This is a genomic window from Streptacidiphilus sp. MAP5-3 (assembly GCF_041262505.1).
Lineage (GTDB): Bacteria > Actinomycetota > Actinomycetes > Streptomycetales > Streptomycetaceae > Streptacidiphilus.
In genome coordinates, this window is the sequence record NZ_JBGCCL010000001.1 from 80,405 (window position 1) to 103,683 (window position 23,279).

Annotated in this window: 19 protein-coding genes and 5 tRNA genes; 10 read left to right on the forward strand and 14 right to left on the reverse strand. The window is 70.0% G+C overall.

Annotated features, from left to right (window positions below; genetic code table 11):
* Positions 1-26: 26 nt before the first annotated feature.
* Complete coding sequence (locus ABH928_RS00390) at positions 27-740, forward strand: IclR family transcriptional regulator (RefSeq protein WP_370060759.1); 714 nt, start codon at positions 27-29, stop codon at positions 738-740.
* A 132-nt stretch (positions 741-872) separates the two neighbouring features.
* Here ABH928_RS00390 and ABH928_RS00395 read toward each other — a convergent pair.
* The 8 genes from ABH928_RS00395 to ABH928_RS00430 form a co-directional block, all read right to left on the reverse strand.
* Positions 873-944 (reverse strand) — tRNA-Gln (locus ABH928_RS00395).
* A 4-nt stretch (positions 945-948) separates the two neighbouring features.
* Positions 949-1,021, reverse strand: a tRNA-Glu gene (locus ABH928_RS00400).
* A gap of 20 nt (positions 1,022-1,041) precedes the next feature.
* Positions 1,042-1,114, reverse strand: a tRNA-Glu gene (locus ABH928_RS00405).
* Positions 1,115-1,134: 20 nt separating this feature from the next.
* Positions 1,135-1,207: transfer RNA gene (locus ABH928_RS00410), tRNA-Glu, on the reverse strand.
* Positions 1,208-1,224: 17 nt separating this feature from the next.
* Positions 1,225-1,299: transfer RNA gene (locus ABH928_RS00415), tRNA-Gln, on the reverse strand.
* Positions 1,300-1,376: 77 nt separating this feature from the next.
* Positions 1,377-2,135 carry an HAD family hydrolase gene (locus ABH928_RS00420; RefSeq protein ID WP_370060760.1) on the reverse strand — a complete coding sequence of 253 codons (759 nt, stop codon included), beginning with the start codon at positions 2,133-2,135 and terminating at the stop codon, positions 1,377-1,379.
* Complete coding sequence (locus ABH928_RS00425; protein ID WP_370060761.1) at positions 2,128-2,895, reverse strand: fumarylacetoacetate hydrolase family protein; 768 nt, start codon at positions 2,893-2,895, stop codon at positions 2,128-2,130. The genes ABH928_RS00420 and ABH928_RS00425 overlap by 8 nt, the downstream gene beginning before the upstream one ends.
* 130 nt (positions 2,896-3,025) lie before the next feature.
* The gene (locus ABH928_RS00430; RefSeq protein WP_370060762.1) at positions 3,026-3,217 is read right to left on the reverse strand and encodes a hypothetical protein; all 192 of its coding nucleotides are present in this window, start codon (positions 3,215-3,217) and stop codon (positions 3,026-3,028) included.
* A 514-nt stretch (positions 3,218-3,731) separates the two neighbouring features.
* On the opposite strand from ABH928_RS00430, the gene ABH928_RS00435 reads away from it, so the two are divergent.
* The 8 genes from ABH928_RS00435 to ABH928_RS00470 all read left to right on the forward strand — a co-directional run bounded on the left by ABH928_RS00435 (position 3,732) and on the right by ABH928_RS00470 (position 14,738).
* A complete protein-coding gene (locus ABH928_RS00435) occupies positions 3,732-7,535 on the forward strand; it encodes an ATP-binding protein (RefSeq protein ID WP_370060763.1) in 3,804 nt (1,267 codons plus the stop codon).
* Positions 7,536-7,549: 14 nt separating this feature from the next.
* Entirely contained in the window at positions 7,550-7,963 is a 414-nt protein-coding gene (locus ABH928_RS00440) for a roadblock/LC7 domain-containing protein (protein ID WP_196192549.1), read from the forward strand.
* A 233-nt stretch (positions 7,964-8,196) separates the two neighbouring features.
* Positions 8,197-8,565, forward strand: a complete 369-nt coding sequence (locus ABH928_RS00445; RefSeq protein WP_196192550.1) for a DUF742 domain-containing protein — start codon at positions 8,197-8,199, stop codon at positions 8,563-8,565.
* Positions 8,546-9,130 carry an ATP/GTP-binding protein gene (locus ABH928_RS00450; RefSeq protein ID WP_370060764.1) on the forward strand — a complete coding sequence of 195 codons (585 nt, stop codon included), beginning with the start codon at positions 8,546-8,548 and terminating at the stop codon, positions 9,128-9,130. The genes ABH928_RS00445 and ABH928_RS00450 overlap by 20 nt, the downstream gene beginning before the upstream one ends.
* Positions 9,131-9,496: 366 nt before the next feature.
* Positions 9,497-12,928: an ATP-binding protein gene (locus tag ABH928_RS00455; RefSeq protein ID WP_370060765.1), complete on the forward strand. Its 3,432-nt coding sequence runs from the start codon at positions 9,497-9,499 to the stop codon at positions 12,926-12,928.
* 15 nt (positions 12,929-12,943) lie between these two features.
* Positions 12,944-13,357 (forward strand): roadblock/LC7 domain-containing protein, encoded by a 414-nt coding sequence (locus ABH928_RS00460; RefSeq protein ID WP_370060766.1) that lies wholly within the window; start codon positions 12,944-12,946, stop codon positions 13,355-13,357.
* 213 nt (positions 13,358-13,570) lie between these two features.
* Positions 13,571-14,161, forward strand: a complete 591-nt coding sequence (locus tag ABH928_RS00465) for a DUF742 domain-containing protein (RefSeq protein WP_370060767.1) — start codon at positions 13,571-13,573, stop codon at positions 14,159-14,161.
* Positions 14,142-14,738, forward strand: a complete 597-nt coding sequence (locus ABH928_RS00470) for an ATP/GTP-binding protein (RefSeq protein ID WP_370060768.1) — start codon at positions 14,142-14,144, stop codon at positions 14,736-14,738. The genes ABH928_RS00465 and ABH928_RS00470 overlap by 20 nt, the downstream gene beginning before the upstream one ends.
* 71 nt (positions 14,739-14,809) lie before the next feature.
* Here the strand turns inward: ABH928_RS00470 and cimA are convergent, their stop codons facing one another.
* The 4 genes from cimA to ABH928_RS00490 all read right to left on the reverse strand — a co-directional run bounded on the left by cimA (position 14,810) and on the right by ABH928_RS00490 (position 19,222).
* On the reverse strand, positions 14,810-16,399 hold the full coding sequence (cimA, locus tag ABH928_RS00475; RefSeq protein ID WP_370060769.1) for a citramalate synthase: 1,590 nt from the start codon (positions 16,397-16,399) through the stop codon (positions 14,810-14,812).
* Between the two features lie 266 nt (positions 16,400-16,665).
* Positions 16,666-17,763 carry a branched-chain amino acid aminotransferase gene (locus ABH928_RS00480; RefSeq protein ID WP_370060770.1) on the reverse strand — a complete coding sequence of 366 codons (1,098 nt, stop codon included), beginning with the start codon at positions 17,761-17,763 and terminating at the stop codon, positions 16,666-16,668.
* 178 nt (positions 17,764-17,941) lie between these two features.
* A complete protein-coding gene (locus ABH928_RS00485; RefSeq protein WP_370060771.1) occupies positions 17,942-18,988 on the reverse strand; it encodes a 3-isopropylmalate dehydrogenase in 1,047 nt (348 codons plus the stop codon).
* Positions 18,989-19,081: 93 nt separating this feature from the next.
* Positions 19,082-19,222, reverse strand: a complete 141-nt coding sequence (locus ABH928_RS00490; RefSeq protein ID WP_370060772.1) for a hypothetical protein — start codon at positions 19,220-19,222, stop codon at positions 19,082-19,084.
* A 208-nt stretch (positions 19,223-19,430) separates the two neighbouring features.
* On the opposite strand from ABH928_RS00490, the gene ABH928_RS00495 reads away from it, so the two are divergent.
* Entirely contained in the window at positions 19,431-20,066 is a 636-nt protein-coding gene (locus tag ABH928_RS00495; RefSeq protein ID WP_370060773.1) for a DUF2461 domain-containing protein, read from the forward strand.
* Positions 20,067-20,235: 169 nt separating this feature from the next.
* Here the strand turns inward: ABH928_RS00495 and serA are convergent, their stop codons facing one another.
* Entirely contained in the window at positions 20,236-21,828 is a 1,593-nt protein-coding gene (gene serA / locus ABH928_RS00500; protein WP_370060774.1) for a phosphoglycerate dehydrogenase, read from the reverse strand.
* A 257-nt stretch (positions 21,829-22,085) separates the two neighbouring features.
* Entirely contained in the window at positions 22,086-23,084 is a 999-nt protein-coding gene (ilvC, locus tag ABH928_RS00505; RefSeq protein ID WP_370060775.1) for a ketol-acid reductoisomerase, read from the reverse strand.
* Positions 23,085-23,279 lie beyond the last annotated feature (195 nt).

The window sequence follows — 23,279 nt, forward strand, 5'->3', positions numbered from 1 at the left end:
GCGATCCGAGACTGCAATATCAGGGCATGGACAACTCTAGTGGCGTCGGCGTTCTCGACAAGGCTGCTCTGGTGCTGAGCGCGCTAGAGGCAGGCCCCGCGACCCTGGCCGGGCTCGTCTCGGCAACCGGATTGGCGCGCCCCACGGCGCACCGGCTGGCGGTCGCTCTGGAGCATCACCGCCTGGTCACCCGTGACATGCAGGGCCGCTTCATCCTGGGGCCCCGCCTCTCCGAGCTCTCCGCCGCGGCGGGCGAGGACCGGCTGCTGGCCACGGCCGGCCCGGTGCTCACCCACCTCCGCGACGTGACGGGCGAGAGCGCGCAGCTGTACCGGAGACAGGGCGATCTGCGCATCTGTGTGGCAGCGGCGGAGCGGCTCTCCGGCCTGCGAGACACCGTCCCGGTGGGCAGCACGCTCCCGATGAAAGCGGGTTCGGCGGCCCAGGTGCTGCTCGCCTGGGAGGAGCCGGAGCGGCTGCACCGCGGCCTGCAGGGCGCGCGGTTCACCGCGACCGCGCTCTCCGGCGTCCGCCGTCGCGGCTGGGCGCAGTCGATCGGCGAGCGCGAGCCCGGCGTGGCGTCCGTCTCGGCTCCGGTCCGCGGGCCGTCCAACCGCGTGGTGGCGGCGGTCTCCGTCTCCGGCCCGATCGAGCGGCTGACCCGCCACCCCGGCCGCCTGCACGCCCAGGCCATCGTCGAGGCGGCGGCACGCCTCAGCGAGGCGCTCCGTCGCGCCTGACCCCTCGCAACACCTCACAACCGCTCGCAAAAAGGGCGGACCGCCACGGCGGTCCGCCCTTTCGTATTCGTTCCGGAAAACAAAAAAGACCCTCGCGGGTCTTTGCACTGCTTTTCAGTGACGCAATCAGAGCTGGGGTACCAGGACTCGAACCTAGACTAAATGAACCAGAATCACTCGTGCTGCCAATTACACCATACCCCAAAAGTACCCCCGACCGGATTCGAACCGGCGCTACTGCCGTGAGAGGGCAGCGTGCTAGGCCGCTACACAACGGGGGCGTTGGCTCTTGCGAGCCGAGTACCCCCGACCGGATTCGAACCGGCGCTACTGCCGTGAGAGGGCAGCGTGCTAGGCCGCTACACAACGGGGGCGTTGGTCCTTGCGGACCGAGTACCCCCGACCGGATTCGAACCGGCGCTACTGCCGTGAGAGGGCAGCGTGCTAGGCCGCTACACAACGGGGGCAAGAACTATGGAATTTGTGGCTGGGGTACCAGGACTCGAACCTAGACTAACTGAACCAGAATCAGTCGTGCTGCCAATTACACCATACCCCATCGCACTGTCCAGGTGATCTTGGTGAGTGCCTCTCGGCCCTCCCCCGTCCCTACCGGGCGGCGCAACAAGAAGAACACTACCGGATGGTGGGCGGCGCTCCAAAATCGATAACCCGCAGCAGCTCCGGCAGGTCAGCGAGGGTGTGGACGCGGGGCATATCGGCGGCCTCGGGGAGGCCGTCGCCGGCACCGGAGCGGTCCAGCCAGACGGCGTGCAGACCGGCGGCCCGGGCCCCCAACGCGTCGGTGGTCAACCGGTCTCCCACGTAGACGACGCGGTCGGGCGGGAGGCCGAGAGCGCTGCAGCCGGCCAGGAACGCCTCCGGCGCCGGCTTGGCGTGGCCGAGCTCCTCGGAGCAGACCAGTGAAGCAAAGCGGTCCCGCAAGCCCAACACCGCCAACTTCTCGTGCTGGTAGGCGACCGAGGAGTTGGAGAGCAGCCCGTGCCGGTAGCCGGAGAGCGCGTCCAGGGCCGGCAGGGCGTCGTCGAAGACGCGGCGGTGGGCGATGTGCCGCACGCGGTAGCCCGCGAACCAGGCGTCGGCGTCCGCCACCGAGAGGCCCGCGCGGCCGAGGAAGTCGTGCACGCGCAGCCGCCGCTGCTCGGGAAAGGTCAGCTCCCCGGAGAGGTAGCGCGGGTAGGTCCGCTCCACCTCGTCCTTCCACCAGTCGGCGGCCCGCTCCGGAGAGGGGAAGGAGTCGAGGATGCCCTGCGCGTCCAGATGCTCCAGGATCGCGGCGCGTTCGGCCCCCGAGTGGTCGACCAGGGTGTCGTCGATGTCCCACAGGACACCGAGGACGCCCTGGCCGACCTCAGTCGTCCGTATCTCAGCCACGCTTGACGACGCGGTTGGTCAGCGTGCCGATGCCCTCGACGTTGACCGAGACCTCGTCGCCGATCTGCAGCGGCCCGACGCCCGCCGGGGTGCCGGTGAGGATGACGTCGCCGGGCAGCAGGGTCATCGCGTCGGAGATGTGCACGATCAGGTCGGCGATGGAGCGGACCATCTGCGAGGTGCGCCCGGCCTGGCGGAGTTCGCCGTTGACGGTGCAGGTGACGGCGAGGTCGTTCGGGTCCAGATCGGTCTCGATCCACGGGCCGAGCGGGCAGGCCGTGTCGAAGCCCTTGGCCCGGGCCCACTGGCCCTCGCGCTGCTGGATGTCACGCGCCGTCACGTCGTTGGCGCAGGTGTAGCCGAGGATCACGTCGTTGACGCGGGCGTGGGGCACCTCGCGGCACATCCGCCCGATCACGACGGCGAGTTCGGCCTCGTACTGCACGTCCGAGGAGAACGGCGGGTAGGCGATGTTCTCGGTCGGACCGACGACCGAGGTCGACGGCTTGAAGAAGGTGAGCGGCGCCTCGGGCACCTCGTTGCCCAGCTCGGCCGCGTGGGCGGCGTAGTTGCGGCCCACCGCGACGATCTTGCTGGGCAGCATCGGCGGCAGCAGCCGGACGTCGGCCAACGGCAGCACCTGGCCGGTCGGCTGCGGCTCGCCGAACGGGTGACCGGCGAGCACGGCGACGGTCTCGGCCTCGGCGTCCACCACGCCGAAAGTGACCGCCCCCTCGAAGGAAAACCTGGCGATACGCACGGTGGGGACGTCTCCTCTTACTGGACTCTTGCTGGACGGTGATCGAACCGACTTCAGCCTAGGCCCCCGATCCCGGGCATGCCGAAGGCCCCACCGTGGCGGGGCCTTCGGGGGACGCGCGGGTGAACGACTACTGGACCGTTCGCGGTTCCGGGGCGATCATGAGGTTGGTGCGGCGCGGGTTGGCCGTGTGCTGCGGGAGCTCCGCAGGAGCGGCGGCGGAGGCGCGCAGCGCGGGGCCGCCGTCCGCGGGGAGGGCGTCGAGCTTCGTGCGGCGGGGGTTGGCCGTCGGCCGGAAGCTCATGGTGGTCTTGAAGGTCACGCGGAACCTCACCTCGGAATCGTTCAGTGGCACATCCAGGATCTCATTCCACACCGTGGTCACCGAGCACTACCGAATCAGCTGTGAGTTTGCTCACTTTGCATATGGGTAGGCAGCACAGTTACGCGATTGTGGCCACCCCAATAAACCGGCCATAAAAGTCATATCGGACAAAATCATGACGCGGCGTCACGACCTTCGCGGTATTGCTGGCCACCCGCGTGTCCGAAAGGTACGGTTTCCCTGCGCCCAGCCGCACGCAGCGTCACTTCGACCCCACATGGGGTCACTCCTACCGTCACGTAGCGTCGCCCCTTGTTGGAGATCGGGCACTGTGCTGGAATGCCTCGGACCGTCGGAGTCCGCCCCTCCACACGCTGAACCGGCCGGGGCCGATCCGACGGAGGCATACGGGCGTCCACTCGGGCCCGACCGGGGCCCACGCCCACCGAGAACTCGACACCGTCCCGACCGCTTCGCGCGAGGGGCGCCTGGTCCAGAGGTTGCGACGCTAGTGCAGGGACGTATCAAGAGGGGTGGCGGCGCGGGCAACCCGGCGGACCGCGGAGCCGCAGGCCAGCAGTCGTCGCCGAATGCCCCCCATGCCGCCGAGGGCTCCCGCCCCGGGCCCACGCAGAGCCGGCCCGAGGGCGATCCCAAGGGTTCCAAGCCAACTGCCAAGCCCGCCGGTAAGACATCCGGCAAGGCTTCCGGCAAGGCCACCGGCTCCGGTGGCGACGGTTCGAGCGCGAGCCGAATAGGCAGAATCACGCCGCCGAAGGTCAGCGGCATGCGCCGCTACGCGCTCAACAACTGGAAGATCCGCACCAGGCTGACCGCGCTGCTGATCCTCCCGGTGATCGCGGCCATCGTCCTCGGTGGTCTGCGTATCCAGGGCTCGCTCCAGACCCAGCAGCAGCTGGACAACGTGTCGAAGCTCGGTGACGTCGCCCAGGCGGCGACGCTGCTCGCGATCTCGCTCGAGACCGAGCGCGACGACATGGCCCTCTCCAGCAGTCCGGGGAACAATCCCCTGACCGCCGACCAGGTCGTGTTCGACATGAAGCAGACCGGCACCAAGCTGACCAAGCTGGAGAGCCTGGTCGACTCGCTGGACAAGTCGACGCTCCCCGGCGGTGGTGTCGACATCACCAACGTCCTCACCCGGCTGAACGGGCTGCACTCGATCGAGCAGTCCGCGTTCCAGGCGAGCCAGGGCGGCGACCTGCAGAAGACAGTCGCCGGGTTCGACAGCCTGATCACCCCGCTGACCCAGATCACCCAGGACCTGGCCCTCGCCTCGTCCAACCTGCAGCTGGTCCAGGCGACCCGTTCGCTCCAGGCGTTCACCGCGTGGCACGAGGACATGGCCATCGTCCGGTCCACGCTGACCGCGGCACTGGTCAACACCGACTCCAACGGCGTGCCGGTCGCCAACGCCCTTCAGGCGAGCGACCGCATCTACGCGCTGGGCGCGTTCCAGGACGCCGGCATCCAGCAGCACGAGTTCTCCGCGCTCTACGGCGCCGACCAGTCCAACTCGCTGATCGGCCCCTGGCAGAACAACTCCGTCTACACGGAGAGCATGCAGTTCGCGCAGCGGGTGCTGAGCAGCGGCGAGCCGCTCTCCGCGCAGCCGAACCTGCTGAACGGCCAGGACTGGTTCTCCAAGTCCGGCACGATCATGCAGCAGATGGGCCTGGACGAAAGCTTCCTGGTCCAGGAGCTCGACAACACCGCGGCCACGCTGCGCTCCAACGCCGCGACGGACGCCTACGTCAACGCCGGTCTGATCGTCCTGGTCCTCCTCTTCGCCATCCTCGGCGCCGGTCTGGTGGCCCGCTCGATGGTCCGCACGCTGGCCAAGCTGCAGGAGACCGCCGAGGACGTCGCCGAGCACACGCTGCCGGAGATGGTCCGCAAGCTCTCCGAGGCTGATCCGCAGGACGTGGACGTCACGATCGAGCCGATCGGCATCGACACCACGGACGAGATCGGGCACGTGGCCCGCGCGTTCGACAAGGTCCACAGCCAGGCGGTCCGACTGGCCGCCGAGCAGGCCCTGCTCCGAGGCAACATCAACGCGATGTTCACCAACCTCTCGCGCCGCTCGCAGGGTCTGATCCAGCGCCAGCTGTCGATGATCTCCGAGCTGGAGTCGCGCGAGGCCGACCCGGACCAGCTGGCCCAGCTGTTCAAGCTCGACCACCTGGCGACGCGTATGCGTCGTAACGGTGAGAACCTCCTCGTCCTCGCGGGTGAGGACCCGGGTCGTCGTTGGACCCGCCCGGTGCCGCTGGTGGACGTGCTCCGCGCCGCCGCGTCCGAGGTGGAGCAGTACGAGCGCATCGAGCTGGCCTCGGTGCCGACGGCCGAGGTCGCCGGCCGCGTCGTCAACGACCTCGTCCACCTGCTGGCCGAGCTGCTGGAGAACGCGACCTCGTTCTCCAGCCCGCAGACGCGCGTCAAGGTCACCGGTCACGCGCTGCCGGACGGCCGGGTGCTGGTCGAGATCCACGACACCGGCATCGGCCTCTCCCCCGACGACCTGGCGGAGATCAACGAGCGTCTGGCCAACCCGCCGGTGGTGGACGTCTCCGTCTCCCGCCGCATGGGTCTCTTCGTGGTCGGTCGACTCTCGCTGCGTCACGGCATCCGGATCCAGCTGCGCCCGAGCGACTCGGGCGGCACCACCGCGCTGGTCATGCTGCCGGTGGACGTCACCAACGTGGCCGAGCGTCGCGCCGGTTCGGGTGCTCCGGCGGCGGGTGCCGCCACGCAGCGTCCGGCCGCGCCGAGCGGTCCGCAGCGCACCCCGTTGGGCTCCGGCCCGCAGACCTCCCCCGGTGGTCCAGGCGGTTCCGGCGGCCTGGGCGGTCTCGGCGGCCCGGGTTCGCGCCCGTCGCTGCCGCAGCAGTCGCAGCAGTCGCAGCAGTCGCAGCCGGGTCTGCCCGCGGGTCCCGGTGGCACCGGTGCCGGCGCGCCCTCCGGCTCCTCCCAGACCGGCCTTCCGCGCCGCGGCGGTCAGCCGCAGGGCGGCGGCCAGGCGGGCGGATTCGACGGCGGTCAGACCGACGGCCGTGGCATGCCGTCCGCTGCGTCCGCGCAGTCCGGCCTGCCGCAGCGCGGCGGTCAGCCGGGCTCGCAGGGACAGTCCGGCCCGTCCGGACAGCCCGGCCAGCAGGGGCAGTTCGGTCAGCAGGGGCAGTTCGGCCAGCCGGGCCTGTCGGGCCAGCAGCAGGGTGGCTGGAACCCCGGCCAGACCGACGGCCGCGGCCTGTCGATCCCGGGCGCGGGCCAGGACGGCCACGCCGACTTCGGCACCGGCTCCGGCCTGCCGCAGCGCGGCGGTCAGCCGTCCGGTCAGCAACCCGGCCAGCAGCCGGGCGGATTCGACCCCAGCCGTACCGACGGCCGTGGCATTCCGCTCCCCGGCACCGGCCAGGGCGCCGACTCCGGCTCCGGAGCGGGCGGTTTCGACCCGAGCCACACCAACGGCCTTGGCCTGCCGATCGACTCGGGCTTCCCGGCACCGGCGCAGCCGCAGGCTCCGTTGCCGCCGGTCCCGCAGCCGCCGCAGCCCTACGAGGGCGGCCTCTGGTCCGAGCAGCCGCAGCACGGTTCGGCCGCCGGACAGCCGTCGGGCGGCGACAGCACCGGGCAGTTCGCCCGGTCACGCTTCGAGGAGGAGGCGCCCGCGCGTCCGGCCCCGGCCGAGCCGCAGCCCTTCCCGCAGCGCCCGCAGCCGGACCACGGCTCGGACCCGCTGACCCGTGCGCTTCCGGCCGTCGAGGCCGGGGCGGGCAGCTCGTCCCCGATCTTCGAGCAGATGGAGACGACCTGGTTCCGCGCCGGTCGCGCCGAGCGGATGCGCGGCGTGCAGGTCTCCGCCGACGAACTGACCGCGCAGCAGCCGGATCCGCGTCAGGCACCGCAGCCGGACCCGCGTCACGGGCAGCAGCCCGGACACCCGGGGCAGCCGGCCGGCGCCAGCGCCATGTCCGGCATGGGCGACAGTCAGGCGCCGTGGCGCAGTTCCGCGAACGACGAGACGTGGCGGCGGGCCGAGCAGGTCCGCGAGCCGAGTGCGGGCGGCATGATGCCGTCCGGTCTGCCGCGCCGCGTGCCGAAGGCCAACCTGGTCCCCGGCACCGCCGAGGCGTCCTCCCTTCCCGGCCCGCAGGTCTCCCGGTCCCCCGATGAGGTCCGCGGTCGTCTCACCAACCTGCGTCGTGGTATCCAGCAGGGTCGTGCCGCGGGGGCGGCCGGTCCTGACCAGGGCAACGGTGCGTACGGCAGCAACCCCCAGGAGCGTTGATCAAGATGACTCAGATGAGCCAGGCAGCTCACAACTTGAACTGGTTGATCACCAACTTCGTGGACAACACCCCCGGGGTGTCGCACACCGTGGTGGTCTCCGCCGACGGCCTCCTGCTCGCCATGTCCGAGGGCTTCCCGCGTGACCGCGCCGACCAGCTCGCCGCCGTCGCCTCCGGCCTCACCTCGCTGACCCAGGGCGCCTCCCGGATCTTCGAAGGCGGCAAGGTCACCCAGACCGTGGTCGAGATGGAACGCGGCTTCCTCTTCATCATGGCCGTCTCCGACGGCTCCTCCCTCGCCGTCCTCTCCTCCCCCGACAGCGACATCGGCCTGGTCGGCTACGAGATGGCCCTCCTCGTCGACCGCGCCGGCGACGTGCTGACCCCGGCGCTCCGCGCCGAACTCCAGGGCAGCCTGCTGCACTGAGCCGGACTCTGATCCACCAGTGGTAACGAAGCTTGACGAGACATCACCCATGGTGAGAGATGCGCCACTCGGTGAGCGAATCCCCGGGGTCGCCGGGGATTCGCTCACCGGGGCCCCGTACACTCCGTCCCGATTGCGCCACCGAGCACTGGCAGATCAAAGACCGTCAGGACCAGCATGATCCACCTCGCCGCGGAGAGGCACGACGGCCGCTGCAGCACCAAGGAGGACAGATGACTTCACCACACGGAGGCCAGGGCGGCCGGCCGTTGGTGCGTCCGTACGCCATGACCGGCGGCCGGACCCGCCCGCGCTACCAGCTCGCCATCGAGGCCCTGGTCTCCGCAACCCCACAGGCCTACCGGGCCGGTGTGCTGCTCCCCGAGCACGCCCGGATCGTGGACCTGTGCCGTGAGGTGAAGTCGGTCGCCGAGGTCTCCGCCCTCGTCCCGATGCCGTTGGGCGTCGCCCGCATCCTCGTGGCCGACCTGGCCGAAGCCGGCCTGGTCGCCATCCACCAGCCCGCCGCCGCAACCGACAGCGGCGGCGCGCCTGACGTCACACTGCTCGAAAGGGTGCTCAGTGGACTACGCAAGCTCTAGCCCGCCCATGGCGTCCCGAGCCACGACCTCCGCGAAGATCGTGGTGGCGGGCGGCTTCGGCGTGGGCAAGACGACCCTCGTCGGAGCAGTGTCCGAGATCAACCCGCTCCGCACCGAGGCCGTGATGACCTCGGCCTCCGCGGGGATCGACGACCTGACCCATGTGAGCGGGAAGACCACGACCACGGTCGCCATGGACTTCGGCCGCATCACGCTGGACGAGGACCTGATCCTCTACCTGTTCGGTACGCCGGGCCAGGACCGCTTCTGGTTCATGTGGGACGACCTGGTCCGCGGCGCCATCGGCGCCGTCGTCCTGGTCGACACCCGCCGCCTGGCCGACTGCTTCCCCGCGATCGACTACTTCGAGAACAGCGGCCTGCCGTTCGTCGTGGCACTCAACAACTTCGACGGCTTTCAGGCCCACAATCCCGAAGAGGTGCGCGAGGCACTGCAGTTGGGTCCGGACACGCCGATCATCAGCACCGACGCCCGTCGGCGCGACAGCGCGAAGTCCGCGCTGATCACGCTCGTCGAGCACGCGCTGCTCGCTCGGCTGCGGTAACCGGGGTAAGAGCGGGCGTTGAACTTTCCATAACGGTTCGACACGCATTTCCCCCCCAGATCTCACCGCCGGTGAGCGGACGCCTACGCTCCGCCGAATGGAGCGTAGGCATTCGCCGCCAGTGGCCCCTTATGTCCGATTTACCACCAGGAACCCATTCCGGCACGGGTGTTTGGCCAAGGCCACGGGCCCGTGCTGGAATGCCTGCCACTGCGGGTTGACCCCCGGATGCACGACAAGGCCGCCCCGGCCGAGAGGTTGAGTCGAGTGAGCCAGAACGAGGCAGCTCCAGGCGCCGGCAGCGCGCCCCAGGTCCGGCCTGCGGGTCGGCTCTCGCTGAGCAACAGGCGTCTATCCTTCAAGCTGGTGACGATCCTGCTGATCCCGGTGCTCGCCGCACTGACCTTCGCGGGACTGCGGGTGCAGAGCTCGTACACCACGTGGAGGGCGGCCCAGGACGCGGTGAAGACCGCGCAGATCGTCGAGGCGGCGACCGAGGTCGCACAGGACCTGGACGAGGAACGCGACAGCTCACTCCCTTACCTGATCAAGGGCGACGACAAGAATCCGGTGGTCGTCAACGCGCGCGCGACCAGCGACTCCGCGATCGCCTACTTCCAGGGCTTGGCCGCGAACGCCCCGAACGTCGGCCACCTCCAGGAGCGCGTCAAGACGGCGAACGACGAGCTGAAGGGCCTCGCGCAGCTCCGCGCGGGTCGCTACCAGGCCTACGACACCACGACGGAGGAGGGGTACTCCCACCTTCTGTCCGCTCTGCAGGCTCTCGACAACGAGCTCGTCGTCGGCAACGGCAGCTCCATCAACTCCGACGCCCGCTCCATCTACGCGATCACGCTCACCAAGGACGCGATCTCGGTCGACCGCGCCATCGGCCTGCACATGCTGCTGGAGCCGACACCGTCCAGCAGCAAGGACGTCGCCGGTCGCCAGAACCAGATGATCCACCTGTGGAGCTTCCTGTTCCTCGAGCAGGTCGCCGAGAACGAGTTCGACAACGCGGCCGACCCGCAGTTCAAGCAGCTGCTCGCCCAGGACGAGGCCCAGGCTGCCCAGCAGGCCAAGGCCATGGCCGCGCAGGCCGCCCAGCAGGCCGCACAGTCCCACCAGAGCTACGTTCCGCCACCGGCTGACATCCAGACGATGGTGAACTACATCTCCAGCGGCTCGCTGGACAACCACGAGCTGGCGGCGAAGGGTGTCACGGTCCAGAACTGGGACGCCGTGATGACGCTCTCCTTCAACGCCTTCCGCGGCGTCGAGAAGCAGCTCACCTCGACCTCCGTCGAGCAGGCCACGGCCGCGGCCGGCCAGGCCAAGAGCGACATGATCATCAACGGTGCGGCCGCGCTGGCCGCGCTGATCCTGGCGAGCATCGTGACCACGCTGGTCTCCCGGTCGATGACCCGCAACATGCGCCGCCTGCGTGACAGTGCCCAGACGATCGCCAGCGAGCGCCTGCCCGAGCTGGTCCGCCAGCTGTCGAAGACCGATCCCGGCCGCGTGGACCTCTCCGTGGAGCCGATCCCGGTCTCCGGCAAGGACGAGATCGCCGAGGTCGCCCGCGCCTTCGACGACGTCCACCGCGAGGCGATCCGACTCGCCGCCGAGCAGGCGCTGCTCCGGGGCAACGTCAACGCGATCTTCACCAACCTGTCCCGCCGCTCGCACGGCCTGATCGAGCGTCAGCTCGACCTGATCACGGACCTGGAGAACAACGAGGCCGACCCGGACCAGCTGGAGAACCTCTTCAAGCTGGACCACCTGGCCACCCGCATGCGCCGCAACGGCGAGAACCTGCTCGTTCTGGCGGGCGAGGACGCCGGGCGCACCTGGGGTGAGCCGATCCCGCTGGTCGACGTGCTCCGCGCCGCCGCGTCCGAAGTGGAGCAGTACGAGCGCATCGAGCTGGCCGGCATACCCGAGACCGACGTCGTCGGTCCCGCCGTCACCGACCTCGTGCACCTGCTGGCCGAGCTGCTGGAGAACGCCACCACCTTCTCCAGCCCGCAGACCCGGGTCCGGGTCACCGCGACCCGACTTCCCGATCAGCGTGTGCTGGTGGAGATCCACGACAAGGGCATCGGCCTGACGGCCGACGACTTCGCCGAGATCAACGCCAAGCTGGCCGAGCCGCCGACCGTGGACGCCTCGGTCTCCCGGCAGATGGGCCTCTTCGTGGTGGGCCGCCTGGCCGAGCGCCACAGCATCCGCGTCCAGCTGCGCCCCTCGGGCGAGTCGGCCGGGACCACCTCGCTGGTGATGCTCACCGAGGCGCTGACCCAGGTGGCGCGCCCCGTGCTGCAGCCCGAGGAGCAGTTCACCGTCTCCCGGATCTACCCGGAGAGCCCGCAGGACCGCCAGCACGCCGCGTTCGGCGCCGGCCCCGACGGCAACCCGATGCGGACCGCGAGCGACCTCGGCTTCGACGACAGCCGCTACAACCGCGCCGCGCCGGCTGCCGAGCAGCCTGCCGAGCAGACGCTGGCGCTGGACCCGGTGCAGCGGTCGCTGCGGCTCGGCCACCGCCGTGAGCAGGCCGCGCTGGAGTCCGGTCCCGAGACCGGGATCGCGCCCTCGTCGGCTTCCGTGCCTCCTGCGGCGCCCACTCCGGCCCCTGCGCCGCAGGGCTTCCCCGGTCAGGGTCAGGGCGGCCAGGGCTTCAACGGTCAGCCCGGTCAGCCGGCGCAGCCCGGTCAGGGCTTCGGCGACCAGGGCTACCAGCAGACGCAGGAGTTCGCGGCCCCGGGCTACTCCGGCGGGTACCCGCAGAACAACGGCTACCAGCAGGAGTACGGCGGCAGCGAGTACGGCAACGAGTTCGGCGCTGATCAGCGCGACGACTACGGCCGGGACTTCGACGCGCGGTTCGGCTCCGCCTCCGGTTCGGGCAGCGGCTCGAACTTCGGTGGCGGCAACGACTTCGGCGCCGCAGCCCGCGGCCAGTCCGACTTCGGTGGCAACGCCTTCGGTGGTTCCGACTTCGGCGGCAGCGACTTCGGTGGCGACCGCTCCGGCGGGCCGTCCTACCCGACGCCTGACTCCGGCTTCGAGGCCGGGCGCTACACGGCGCAGAGCTTCGAGTCCGGCGCCGCCGAGCGCCGCCCCTACGGCGCGGACTCCGCCGACGACAACTACCTGACCCCGGGCAGCACTCCGGGCATGCAGCACTACGGTGCGAGCGGCTCGGCGGGCGCCGACGCGAACGCCGGCTTCGGCACCGGCCGGGGCGACCGCGGCTTCGAGCCGGAGCCGATGCACGGGGCCGGAGGCCTGGACCTGCCCGGCTCCGCCGGACTGCCGGTCAGGCGTCCGGGCGCGGCCCTGGGCGGTCCGACCAGCAGCCAGGGCGGCGACGAGCGTCCCAACTGGTTCACCGGCGCCAAGGTCAGCGGCCAGTCGACCGCATCCATGCCGGTCATGCCGTCGGCCCACCCGACCGGCTCGACCGTCTCCGCGGGCGACCGGGGAGAGACCCCGGCGCTGCCCGCCACCCCGACGCCTGGTCTCCCGACGCGCGAGACGCGGACCGGCGGCACCACCGGAGCGGGTCTGCCGCGCCGTGTGCCGCGCCAGAACCTGCTCCCCGGACAGATCCAGGACCCGGCCGGAGCGGGCGCGCAGGAGACGCCCCAGCCGCCGTCCCAGCTGTCCCGATCCCCTGAGGAGGTCCGCGGTCGCCTGACGAACCTGCGCCGCGGCATCCAGCAGGGCCACAATGCGGGCGACACCCCCCAACCGGGCTCTGGCCCGTACGGCACCAACTCCCAGGAGCGTTGATCAAAGATGAGCCAGATGAGCCAAGCGGCCCAGAACCTCAACTGGTTGATCACCAACTTCGTGGACAACACCCCCGGGGTGTCGCACACCGTGGTGGTCTCCGCCGACGGCCTCCTGCTCGCCATGTCCGAGGGCTTCCCGCGTGACCGCGCCGACCAGCTCGCCGCCGTCGCCTCCGGCCTCACCTCGCTGACCCAGGGCGCCTCCCGGATCTTCGAAGGCGGCAAGGTCACCCAGACCGTGGTCGAGATGGAACGCGGCTTCCTCTTCATCATGGCCGTCTCCGACGGCTCCTCCCTCGCCGTCCTCTCCTCCCCCGACAGCGACATCGGCCTGGTCGGCTACGAGATGGCCCTCCTCGTCGACCGCGCGGGGACGGTGCTGACGCCGGCGCTCCGCGCCGAACTCCAGGGCAGCCTGCTGCACTGATCTCCCGAACTACTTCGCAGTACCCGCACAGACGCGCAACAATCACACAAGCCTCGTAGGACTCGTACGAGCGCACGAGCCAGCACCACCCCGCACCACCCGCACGACCGCAGCACTCGAACAGCACCGCATCCGCAGTGAAGCGGCGTCAACTCCACTGGCGCAGCTGCTCAGTTAGCCGCAATGCCACGTCGTTAAGTGTGAGGAGGAACCGTGACACCGCCAGAGGACCAGAACGGCCAGTACGGCGCTGCCTACCCCGGTACAGGCCATGACGCGTTCGGCGGTCCCGTCGGCGGCTACGGCGCCGCCCCTGGGTATCCCGGCTACGACCAGCCCGTCGGCCACGGAGGTCAGTCCGGCTACTGGCAGGACCAGCAGCAGGACTGGCCGTCTCAGCAGCAGAGCTCGATGCACCGCGGCATGGGGCGCGTTCCGACGCCCGAGCCGGAGCCCCAGGACGAGGAGCCGCTGATCCGGCCCTACGCCATGACCGGCGGCCGGACCCGTCCGCGCTACCAGCTCGCCATCGAGGCCCTGGTCTCGACGACGGCCGCGCCGGAGCGGATCGGCACGCTGCTGCCGGAACACCAGCGGATCTGCGGGCTGTGCACGGAGATCAAGTCGGTGGCCGAGATCTCGGCGCTGCTGTCCATCCCGCTCGGGGTGGCCCGAATCCTTGTCGCCGACCTGGCCGAGTCCGGCCTGGTCGCGATCCACCAGCCCGCCGCCGGGGGCGAATCCGGCGGAACGCCTGATGTGACACTGCTCGAAAGGGTGCTCAGTGGACTACGCAAGCTCTAGGCCGACTGCCCCCGCTGCGACAGGGGGCCGTAGTACGACCTCCGCGAAGATCGTGGTGGCGGGCGGCTTCGGCGTGGGCAAGACGACCCTCGTCGGCGCGGTGTCCGAGATCAACCCGCTCCGCACCGAGGCCGTGATGACCTCGGCCTCCGCCGGGATCGACGATCTCAGCCACGTGAGCGGCAAGACGACGACCACGGTCGCCATGGACTTCGGCCGCATCACGCTGGACGAGGACCTGATCCTCTACCTGTTCGGCACACCGGGCCAGGACCGCTTCTGGTTCATGTGGGACGACCTGGTCCGCGGCGCCATCGGCGCCGTCGTCCTGGTGGACACCCGCCGCCTGGCAGACTGCTTCCCCGCGATCGACTACTTCGAGAACAGCGGCCTGCCGTTCATCGTCGCGGTCAACACCTTCGACGGGAGCCAGACGCACAGTCCCGAGGAGGTGCGGGAGGCGCTGCAGCTCGACCACGAGACGCCGATCATCTCGACGGACGCGCGCCGCCGCGACAGCGCGAAGTCCGCGCTGATCACGCTCGTCGAGCACGCGCTGCTGGCGCGCCTGCGGTAACCGCCGCGCTGCCGCTGGTAGTTGCACGTTCTTCAGGGGCGCGGGGCTCTGCCCCGCGCCCCTTCGCTACCTCACGGCGTCAGACCGGACCGGAGCAGGCCGAAGGTGTAGGCGTCGTCGAGGGCCTGCCAGGAGGCGACGATGACGTTCTCCGCGACACCGACCGTGGACCACGTCGCCTCGCCGTCCGTCGTCTCGATCAGGACGCGGGTCTGCGACCCGGTGCCGTGCTGGCCCTCCAGGATGCGGACCTTGTAGTCCGTCAGTTCCAGCTTGGCGAGCTGCGGGTAGAAGCGGCCCACCGCGGCCCGCAGAGCCCCGTCCAGCGCGTCGACGGGGCCGTTGCCCTCCCCCGTGGCGACGATGCGCTCTCCCTTCGCCCAGAGCTTCACCGTGGCCTCGTTCGCGACGGTGCCGTCCGTCCGCTGCTCGGCGATGGCCCGCCAGGACTCGAGGGTGAAGAAGCGGTCCGCACCGCCGTGCGCCTCGGCGCGGAGCAGGAGTTCGAAGGAGGCGTCGGCGGCCTCGAACGTGTAGCCCTCCAGCTCCTTCTCCTTGACCCGGTCGACGATGCGGCCGACCAACTCGCGGTCGGCGGACAGGTCGTAGCCGAGCTCCTTGCCCTTGAGCTCGACGCTGGCGCGTCCGGCCATGTCGGAGACGAGCATCCGCATGCTGTTGCCGACCAGCGCCGGGTCGGTGTGCTGGTAGAGGTCGGGGTCGACCTTGATCGCCGAGGCGTGCAGGCCGGCCTTGTGGGCGAAGGCGGAGACGCCGACGTACGGCTGGTGGGTGGAGGGCGCGAGGTTGACCACCTCGGCGATGGCGTGCGAGATGCGCGTCATCTCGGCCAGGCGGCCCTCCGGCAGCACCCGGAGGTCGTGCTTGAGCTCCAGCGCGCCGACGACCGGGAAGAGGTTCGCGTTGCCGACCCGCTCGCCGTAGCCGTTGGCGGTGCACTGGACGTGGGTCGCGCCCGCGTCCACCGCGGCAAGGGTGTTGGCGACGGCGCAGCCGGTGTCGTCCTGGGCGTGGATGCCGAGACGCGCGCCGGTGGCGGCCAGCACGTCGGCGACGATCTCGCGGACGCCGCCCGGCAGCATGCCGCCGTTGGTGTCGCAGAGCACCACCACGTCCGCGCCCGCCTCGTGGGCGGCTGAGACGACGGAGAGCGCGTAGTCCCGGTTGGCCTTGTAGCCGTCGAAGAAGTGCTCGCAGTCGATGAAGACCCGGCGTCCCTGGGCGCGCAGGTACGCGACGCTGTCGCGGACCATCTCCAGGTTCTCCTCCAGCGTGGTGCGCAGCGCCAGTTCCACGTGGCGGTCGTGGGACTTGGCGACGAGGGTGACGACGGGCGCACCGGAGTTGACCAGGGCCGCCAACTGCGGGTCCTCGGCGGCCTTGCCGCCCGCCCGGCGGGTGGCACCGAAGGCGACCAGCTGGGCGTTGCCGAGCTGGAGTTCGTTCGCGGCACGGGCGAAGAACTCGGTGTCGCGCGGGTTTGCCCCGGGCCAGCCGCCCTCGATGAAACCCACACCGAAGTCGTCGAGGTACCGGGCGATGGCGAGCTTGTCGGCGACGGTGAGGTTGATGCCCTCGCGCTGGGCTCCGTCGCGCAGCGTGGTGTCGAAGACGTGGAAGTCGTCGCTGAGGGGGGTCATGGCCGGTGGTCTCCTGTCGGGGGCTGCCCGTTCAACGAAAAAGACCCCCCGCGGATGCGAGAGGTCTGCACGCTGGTCTGTTCCTGCGAACTCAGACCGGCGCGCTGCAGCTGGTAATCAGTGCGAACGTTGGCACGATCGCAGTCTGACACAGCGCGGAACGAAAGGCGCCGCGCATCTCGCATGGCAAGATGCGCGGCCCGCCACCCGGACGAGTGGTGTCACCTCCGGTGATTCACCTGGTGATTTCCCTGGTGACCGGGGTGTCAGACGATCGGGTGCATCCAGCCGTGGGTGTCCTCACGGCGGCCGGTCTGCAGCGCCAGCAGGGTCTCACGCAGCTTGGTGGTGATCGGGCCCGGGTTGCCGTCGGCGACCGTCCAGTCGCCGCTGGCGGACTTGACCGAGCCGACCGGGGTGATCACGGCGGCGGTGCCGCAGGCGAAGACCTCAGTCAGGGTGCCGTCGGCGTTGCCGGCGCGCCACTCGTCGGTGGAGATCTTCGCCTCCTCGGTGGCGTAGCCGAGGTCGGCGGCGATGCTCAGCAGCGAGTCGCGGGTGATGCCCGGCAGCAGCGAACCGGACAGCTCCGGGGTGACGATCTTCGCGTTCTCTCCCTCGCCGAAGACGAAGTAGAGGTTCATGCCGCCCATCTCCTCGATCCAGCGGCGCTCCACGGCGTCCAGCCAGACGACCTGGTCGCAGCCCTTCTCGGCGGCCTGGGCCTGGGCGACCAGCGAGGCGGCGTAGTTGCCCGCGCACTTGGCCGCGCCCGTGCCGCCGGGCGCGGCGCGGACGTACTCCTCGGAGATCCAGACCGAGACCGGCTTGATGCCGCCCGGGAAGTAGGCGCCGGCCGGCGAGGCGATGACCATGAACAGGTACTCGTTGGCCGGGCGGACGCCCAGCCCGACCTCGGTCGCGAACATGAACGGACGCAGGTAGAGGCTGGCCTCGTCCTGGTCCGGCACCCACGCCTGGTCCTGCTGGACCAGCGCCTCGACGGCGGCGACGAAGAGCTCCTCGGGCAGCTCCGGCATGGCCAGACGCGCGGCGGAGGCCTGGAAGCGGCGGGCGTTGGCCTCCGGGCGGAAGGTCTGGATCCGGCCGTCCGCGGTGCGGTAGGCCTTGAGGCCCTCGAAGATCGACTGGCCGTAGTGCAGCGTCATGTTGGCCGGGTCGATCTCCAGCGGGCCGTAGGGCACCAGCTGCGCGTCGTGCCAACCCCGGCCCTCGGTCCAACGGATGGTCACCATGTTGTCGGTGAAGAAGCGACCGAAGCCGGGAGAGGCCAGGCGGGCCTCGCGCTCGGCGGCGGAGAGCGGGTGAGCCGAGGGCTTGAGCTCGATTGAGAGGGAGGTCATCGACGTTTGTCCTTCACCGTGTCGTCATTGCGGAAACCTCGACCAGGGCGGTTCCCACGGTCGATGGTCGCACTAATGGGGGCGGCAGCGACAGCCGGTGTATCGGATGACACGCACAAACGCGCAGCACCGGGCCGTCGCCGGCCCGGTGCTGGGTACTACGTGAGGGGCCGGCGGGTCAGCCGGCTACTCGGGCGGCGAGCGCGTCGCCGATCTCCGAGGTGGTGCGCGGAGCGGTGAGCGAGGCGCGGTCGGCCAGGTCGTCGGCGACGGCGGACTCGATCGCCGCGGCCTGCTCCGCGTAGCCGAGGTGGCTCAGCATCATGGCGACCGACAGCACGGTGGCGGTCGGGTCGGCCTTGCCCTGGCCGGCGATGTCCGGGGCGGAGCCGTGGACCGGCTCGAACATGGACGGGAACGCGCCGGAGGGGTTGATGTTGCCCGAGGCGGCCAGGCCGATGCCGCCGGTGACGGCCGCGGCCAGGTCGGTGATGATGTCGCCGAAGAGGTTGTCGGTGACGATGACGTCGAAGCGCTCGGGCTGGGTGACGAAGAAGATCGTCGCCGCGTCGACGTGCAGGTAGTCGGTGGTGACCTCGGGGAACTCGGTCCCGACCCGGTCGAAGATCCGCTTCCACAGGTGGCCGGCGTGGACCAGGACGTTGTTCTTGTGCACCAGGGTCAGCTTCTTGCGCGGACGCGCCTGCGCCCGGGCGAACGCGTCGCGGACGACGCGCTCGATGCCGAACGCCGTGTTGAGGCTGACCTCGGTGGCCACCTCCTGCTCGGTGCCGGTACGCAGCGAGCCGCCGTTGCCCACGTACGGGCCCTCGGTGCCCTCGCGGATCACGACGAAGTCGATGTCGTGGTCGCCCGCGAGCGGCGACTGCACGCCCGGGAAGAGCTTGCCCGGACGGAGGTTGACGTGGTGGTCGAAGGCGAAGCGCAGCTTCAGCAGCAGCCCGCGCTCCAGCACGCCGGACGGCACCGACGGGTCGCCGATGGCGCCCAGCAGGATGGCGTCCGCGCCCTTGAGCTCGTCGAGCACGCTGTCCGGCAGGGTCTCACCGGTGGCGTGGTAGCGGCGGGCGCCGAGGTCGTACTCGACGCTCTCCACCTTGACGTCGGCGGGGAGGGCCGAGGAGAGGACCTTCAGTCCTTCAGCAACGACCTCCTGGCCGATTCCGTCACCAGGGATCACTGCAAGGCGGAGAGTGCGAGACATGCGGAGACCATACTCCCGGGTCCATTGGCTGACACCGTACTGTCCGCCATCCGGACGACTGACGATGCATCGGCTCTGGACGGCCCGTCGGATCTAGTGGGCGGAACCGTCCTGGTGTCCGGTGACGCCGCCGTTGTCCCGGCGGTCCAGCGCCCGCTGCAGGGCAGCGGCTGCCTGGGCGCGCTCGGCGGTGGTGTGCGGGGTGCGTCGGGTACGCGGCTTCGGAGCGTTCATGGGGAGACTCCTGTGGTGTGTGCGGTCCGTTCTGGGGAAAGCGGGCCGGACAGGGGTCACCTGTACTGGGGCCGAGTCGGAACCGGCCGTGGATACGGCAGACAGTCCGACTGCATGCATTTCACGGTACGACAAGCTCGTCGAACTGTCTCCAGAGATACTTGGATTTCCTACTATCCGAGACAGCGCGTCCCCTGGACGGGTGATCATGAGCTTCCAAGGCTGGCCGGCGGAGGCCCTCGAGTTCTTCGAGGGCTTGGAGGCCGACAACTCCAAGACCTACTGGACGTCCCACAAGGACGCGTACGAGCGCTGCGTGCGCGAGCCGCTGGAACAGCTCCTGGAGGAGCTGGCGCCCGCGTACGGCGAGGGCAAGATCTTCCGCCCCTACCGCGACGTCCGCTTCTCGGCCGACAAGTCGCCGTACAAGACCCACATCGGCGCGGTGTTGGAGGGAGGCGGCTACGTCCAACTCTCGGCCGACGGCCTGGGCGCGGGGAGCGGCCGCTATGTGATGTCCCCCGACCAGCTGGCGCGCTACCGCGCGGCGGTATCGGACGACCGGCGGGGCGCTGCGCTGGAGGCGGTCCTCGCGAAGCTGACGCGCGGTGGCGAGATCGAGCTCATGTCCCGCGACCGCCTGAAGAGTGCGCCGCGCGGTTACCCGAAGGACCACCCACGCATCGAACTGCTGCGCAACAAGAGCGTTGCTGCGTGGCGCCAGTGGCCGGTCGAACCGTGGCTGGGCACGGCGGAGGCGAAGAAGCGCCTGGTGCAGTTCCTCAAGGCGACGAGGCCGCTGAACGACTGGCTGGACGCCAACGTCGGCGGGGAGCCGGCCTGACCTTTGCGGCGACGAGGAACCATGCAGCGCATCAGGGGCGCGGGGAACTGCGCGAGAACCACCCTGTGTGGATGGCCCTGCGCGCTCGGCGACTCACCACACACGGTGGCTTGTCGCGCAGTTCCCCGCGCCCCTGAAAGTGCAACTACCTGCGGAGCGAAGGTTCCGCTTACGCGGACAGGTTCACGCTGCGCGCGAACTGCGCGCCGATCTCGGCGGCGATCTCGCCGAGCAGCCCCTGCGGGATCTCGCTGTCGACCGTCAGGGAGACCAGCGCGTCGCCGCCCTCCGCCTCGCGGGAGACCTGCATGCCGGCGATGTTGATGCCCGCGTCACCCAGCAGGCGGCCCAGCGTGCCGACGACGCCCGGGCGGTCCTCGTAGCGGAAGAAGCCCATGTAGTCGGTCAGGGCGACGTCCACGTCGAAGTCGTTGACGCCGACGATCTTCTGCTGGCGCTTCGGGCCGGTCAGCGTGCCCGCGACCGAGACCTCGCGGCCGTCGGTGAGCGTGCCGCGGACGGTGATGACGTTGCGGTACTCGGGGCTCTCGCTGGTGGTCGTCAGCCGTACCTCGAGGCCGCGCTCCTGCGCGAACAGCGGGGCGTTGACATAGGAGACCGTCTCGGCGACGACATCCTCGAACACGCCCTTGAGGGCGGACAGCTCCAGCACCTTCACGTCGTGCTGGGTGATCTCGCCGCGCACCTCGACGTCCAGACGGACCGCGACCTCGCCCGCGAGCGCGGTGAAGATACGGCCGAGCTTCTCGGCCAGCGGCAGGCCCGGACGGACGTCCTCGGCGATGACGCCGCCCTGGACGTTGACCGCGTCCGGTACCAGCTCACCCGCGAGGGCGAGCCGCACGCTGCGCGCGACCGAGATGCCCGCCTTCTCCTGCGCCTCGTCGGTGGAGGCGCCGAGGTGCGGGGTGGCCACGACGTTGTCGAAGCCGAAGAGCGGCGAGTCGGTGCAGGGCTCCTTCACGAAGACGTCCAGGCCCGCGCCGGCGACCCGGCCCTCCTTGAGCGCGGCGGCCAGCGCCTCCTCGTCGACGATGCCACCACGGGCGGCGTTGACGATGCGGACGCTCGGCTTGACCTTGTGCAGCGCCTCGTCACCGATCAGACCGATGGTCTCCGGCGTCTTGGGCAGGTGCACGGTGATGAAGTCGGCGACCTCGAGCAGCTCGTCCAGCGGGAGCAGCTTGACGCCCATCTGCGCGGCGCGCGCGGCCTGGATGTAGGGGTCGTAGGCGACGACCTTCATGCCGAAGGCGGACATCCGCTGGGCGACGAGCACACCGATCCGGCCGAGGCCGACGACGCCGAGGGTCTTCTCGGCCAGCTCGACGCCGGTGTACTTGCTGCGCTTCCACTCGCCGTTCTTCAACGCGGCGTTGGCGGACGGGATGTGACGTGCCGTCGAGATCAGCAGGCCGCAGGCCAGCTCGGCGGCGGTGACGATGTTGGACGTCGGCGCGTTGACGACCATGACGCCGGCCTTGGTGGCCGACGGGACGTCCACGTTGTCGAGGCCGACACCGGCGCGGGCGACGACCTTGAGCTTGCGGGCGGCGGCGATGGCCTCTGCGTCCACCTTGGTGGCCGAGCGGATCAGGATCGCGTCCGCGTCCGCGATCGCGGGGAGCAGCTCGGAGCGGTTGGCACCGTCACAGTGGCGGATCTCGAAGTCCGGGCCGAGCGCGTCGACGGTGGCGGGGGAGAGCTCTTCGGCGATGAGAACTACAGGCTTGCTGCTCACGACAGTGGTCCTTACTGTCCGGTGTCCCCGAAGCCGTGCGATGGGGGTGGCACCCGCGTTGCGGTGACGGCATGGAGGGGGAGGGTGGCATGCCGCGTTGGAGACGCACGACGCTGTGAGCCTGACGCGCAGAATTGAGTCTATCGGCGGAGGCGCATCCGCCGATCGCCCGAGCGGAAGAATCACCCGCACGGGACCATACGTTCCGTACAAAGCCGCGGGGGCGGTCCGAAGACCGCCCCCGCGGAAGAGGCGACTTACGCCTCGTCGTCGACCCAGCTCATGAGCTTGCGGAGCTTCTTGCCGGTGGTCTCCAGCAGGTGCTCGCTGTCGGCCTTCTTGTACTCGTTGTACTTCGGCAGACCGGCCTTGTACTCGGCGATCCAGGTGTTGGCGAAGGTGCCGTCCTGGATGTCGCCGAGGACCTTCTTCATCTCGGCCTTGGTCTGGTCCGTGATGATGCGCGGGCCGGTGACGTAGTCGCCCCACTCGGCCGTCTCGGAGACGGACCAGCGCATCTTCTCCAGGCCGCCCTCGTACATGAGGTCGACGATGAGCTTCAGCTCGTGGAGGCACTCGAAGTAGGCGATCTCGGGCTGGTAGCCCGCCTCGACCAGGGTCTCGAAACCGGCCTTGACCAGCGCGGCGGTGCCACCGCACAGGACGGCCTGCTCGCCGAAGAGGTCGGTCTCGGTCTCCTCGGTGAAGGTCGTCTTGATGACGCCGGCACGGGTGCCGCCGATGCCCTTCGCATAGGAGAGCGCGAGCTCCAGGGCCTTGCCCGTGGCGTCCTGCTCGACAGCCACGATGCAGGGGACGCCGCGACCCTCCTCGTACTGGCGACGGACCAGGTGGCCCGGGCCCTTCGGGGCGACCATGCAGACGTCGACGTTCGCCGGCGGCTCGATGAAGCCGTAGCGGATGTTCAGGCCGTGGCCGAAGAAGAGGGCGTCGCCCGCCTTCAGGTTCGGCTCCACGACCTCCTTGTAAACGTCGGCCTGGATCGGGTCCGGCACCAGGATCATGATCACGTCGGCCTCGGCCGCAGCCTCCGCCGGCGTGACCACGCGCAGACCCTGCTCCTCGGCCTTGGCACGGGACTTGGACTCCGGCAGCAGCCCGACGCGGACGTCGACCCCGGAGTCACGCAGGGAGAGCGCGTGCGCGTGGCCCTGACTGCCGTAGCCCAGGATGGCGACCTTGCGGCCCTGGATGATGGACAGATCGGCGTCGTCGTCGTAGAACAGCTCGGCCATCGCTGGCTTCTCCTTGCGGGATGGATTCCTTGGGAACACCGTACGCCGAAGGAATTTTCGGGACGGTGGAGTCTCAGAGGGTGAGATTAGCGTCTCACACGTAGATGCAGGTCGGGGGCGCGGCTGCACTGTCCAGGGGCGCGGGGAACTGCGCGAGCAACCACCCTGTGAGGACGGCCCTGCGCGTTCGGCGAC